This is a genomic window from Tenacibaculum halocynthiae (assembly GCF_964512825.1).
Classification (GTDB): domain Bacteria; phylum Bacteroidota; class Bacteroidia; order Flavobacteriales; family Flavobacteriaceae; genus Polaribacter; species Polaribacter halocynthiae.
On sequence record NZ_CAZELG010000007.1, the window covers coordinates 1 to 3005 of the forward strand.

4 protein-coding genes are annotated in these 3005 nt (G+C 27.8%); all 4 read left to right on the forward strand.

What is annotated here, in order from left to right; translation table 11 throughout:
- Positions 1-278 precede the first annotated feature (278 nt).
- Positions 279-461 (forward strand): hypothetical protein, encoded by a 183-nt coding sequence (locus ACKTTQ_RS00605; RefSeq protein WP_408048146.1) that lies wholly within the window; start codon positions 279-281, stop codon positions 459-461.
- Positions 458-667 (forward strand): hypothetical protein, encoded by a 210-nt coding sequence (locus tag ACKTTQ_RS00610; RefSeq protein ID WP_408048147.1) that lies wholly within the window; start codon positions 458-460, stop codon positions 665-667. Before ACKTTQ_RS00605 ends, ACKTTQ_RS00610 begins: the two co-directional genes overlap by 4 nt.
- Before the next feature lie 159 nt (positions 668-826).
- Positions 827-1987: a DUF4419 domain-containing protein gene (locus ACKTTQ_RS00615; protein ID WP_408048148.1), complete on the forward strand. Its 1161-nt coding sequence runs from the start codon at positions 827-829 to the stop codon at positions 1985-1987.
- 225 nt (positions 1988-2212) lie between these two features.
- The gene (locus ACKTTQ_RS00620) at positions 2213-2929 is read left to right on the forward strand and encodes a hypothetical protein (RefSeq protein ID WP_408048149.1); all 717 of its coding nucleotides are present in this window, start codon (positions 2213-2215) and stop codon (positions 2927-2929) included.
- Positions 2930-3005 lie beyond the last annotated feature (76 nt).

Genomic DNA, 3005 nt, shown 5'->3' on the forward strand with positions numbered 1-3005 from the left:
TCTCTGCATGTATAATAACCTTAATCCTCTCTTTTGTGCTTTCTGGTTTAGTACTTAAATTTACTACTTTGTAAACTTAAGAAATGTATAATTAATAGTGGTTTAAGTGATAAAACGAAGTATAAACATAAGACAAAGGTCAGTGCAAAACCGAAAAGTTTGTGAGTAGAAATCCGCTACTACTCATACACTAAACCGTTGTGCAACATAAGGCGAAAAATCACAGATGACTAAAAAACTAATACTTTCACTAATAATTATTTTGCTTTTAGGTTGCAATGAAAAAATGGAATATTTCTGGTAATTGGTATTCGAGTAGCTCTGAAAAACTTGAAGACAATACAATTGATTATGTAGAAATTTTCATGAAAAATGATACTGTTCATATTTGTTCTGAATATATGTTGAGAATTATTCCGCGAAAAATGATTCATTATTTTATAACTCAAAAACGGAATTGAATTTTATTGGAAATATTTTAAAAAAAACAAAAAATAGTTTTGACTTAGGAACAAACAATGAAAACAAAAGGACTTATTACAAGCTGGAGAATTTTAAGAATCTTGAGAACTTAATTGGAGAGAAAATAAACGAAAAAGAATTTAATTCTGATTTTACAAAAAGAATGGTGAATCAGTATGAAAAATTAAGAATTGAATTCAAATAAAATACGTTGCACAACAATGGCTATAATTCATTGTGGCATTAGAACAAAAAATAATAAATTTAACAACCCAAACGGCTGATTTCATAAGCGGAAAAGTCTTCGACATTTTCCACAACAAAATCATAGCCTAAACCGTTATAAGCAATAGCAAAAAATCTAATGAATAAAGTCAGAGACAAAAGCTTAATAATAAACAACACTGATGTTGAAGTAAATACTGACACACTAAATTCAGTAGATGGAAATTTTCTGATTAAATCTATCTTAACCAATAAAATTGAAGGTTCATCAATAGATAATAATTCTAAATACATTGAACTAAGCAAGGAAATTATTAACACCAACCATTTCTTACTTATGCTTCAATTTGCTTTCAACCTACATAAACCAATTTCAATATCTCCCGATGATATTTGGTTATTAATTTGCCAAGGATTTTCTGAGCATATTAAACTAAGTTCAGATGATTTTAAAGAAATTTTAGGTGTAAATGAAAAACAAACAATTCAAGTTCGAAGAGACGATTTCGTGCTTGGAGAAAATAATCCTTGGGAACAAATTTTTCCTGAATTCACGAATAAAATTACGCAAACAATAAATGATAAATTATACTCAAATATTATTTTAGAATTTTCTACATCAACAAAAAAAGAGATAAATGCCTTTGAAATTGCATTTATGGATTCAATGTCAAACTATTTTGATTATGAATTTGCATCTTTATGTGGAATTCCTGAAATAGAAATTAAAGGAACTGTTGCCGATTATACTAAAATGTTAAATGCTCTTGAAATACTAAAGAGTTATAATTTAGAATGGTGGATTGATAAAGTATCCTTAAATATTAAGGAGATTATTAAAACATTAAAAGGAGAGAATAAATTAGACTTTTGGAATTCAATATATAAAGAGAATAATGAATCTGGAGGACCATACATAACAGGCTGGATTGCCGATTTCTTTCCATATTTAAAGACAAGTATTACTGAACAAAATGGCACTATCGACTATAGTGAACAATCAATCTCTAAAGACCAAATATTGAAAACAATTCAAATTGAGGACTTAAATTTTGACAACTATAAGATTCATAAAGTACTAATTAAAAATCCAAAATTAATTAAGCCCAATGATTTCAAATTAAAGTTAGATGATTTTCCATCAGGTCTATCAAAAGTCCCTTTTAAATGGAATTATATTGACAAAGAGATAGAAATGAATTTTGTTTCAGGATTTATTGGAATAAAGGAAAATGAAAAAAGTAACACTTTAAACACTGATATTAATTGGATTGTAAATAGAAAGCAGAATAGATTATAAATTTGAATTAAACAAAAACTGCTTATAACAATGGCTATAATTAATACGGGTTTTGGTGTTTAATCCAAAGATTAGTGTATTTTTATAAAGTCCGCCAAATCTTTTGATTTGGCTTTAAAATAGAAAAAGATAAAACAAAATAAAAAGTTTTGGCTAAGTGCTTAATCGAAAGATAAGTTCCTTTTAATTCCCGTACTAATCATAGCCGAACCGTTGTGCATAATTATGAAAAACATCCAGGATTTAATAATATTTCTTTTTTCTATTGGAATTTCAGCACAAAATATATCTGAAATTAATTATGATTTGAAACTATCTGATTCTTTGACTTACCAAACAGAAGTCCGAATTTATCAGGGTGGCGGAATAACAAATTACTCTTCACTTTTTAGAATATTTAAAGACAAATCAGAGAAATGGACAGCCGAATTTTACGAACACTACGCAAAAGTTAATAGACAAGAGGAATTACGGACTGAAAAGCAAACTCTAAAATCGGAAAATAATGTGGGATTTATTTTTCAAAATTTTGTTCGCAGTCATATTTTTAACTTACCAAGTTTAAGCGAGATTCAATGGAAATTAGGGACTCGTGGAAATGTAGAAAAGATAAAAAACATACATCGTGGAAAAGAGATTGTAGAATATCAATTAATAACCAAAAAAATTTCGATATTGGACGGAGAAGGATTCAAGGTTCAATCCAAAGGTTGGAATAAAATCAATGAATTTGAATTTTCTAATCCCGACAAATATTTAAAACATTACCCAGAAATTGACGAACTGATTTATATGTGTGAGATTTTGAACATAATCCGAAATGAATTTGGAATATGGAATATGGAATATGGAATATGGAATATGGAATATGGAATATGGAATATGGAATATGGAATATGGAATATGGAAAAAATAACTATGCACAACAAAGAACTGTGGTAAAAAACAACTAATTTTTGTTTAATTTTTAACCAAAGTATTTCTGTAAGTCTCATCGTATATTAATCCTGATTTTGCA

Coding starts and splice junctions, on each gene's coding strand:
- ACKTTQ_RS00605 (WP_408048146.1), top strand. CDS start 279: ATGAAAAAATGGAATATTTCTGGTAATTGGTATTCGAGTAGCTCTGAA.
- ACKTTQ_RS00615 (WP_408048148.1), top strand. CDS start 827: ATGAATAAAGTCAGAGACAAAAGCTTAATAATAAACAACACTGATGTT.
- ACKTTQ_RS00620 (WP_408048149.1), top strand. CDS start 2,213: ATGAAAAACATCCAGGATTTAATAATATTTCTTTTTTCTATTGGAATT.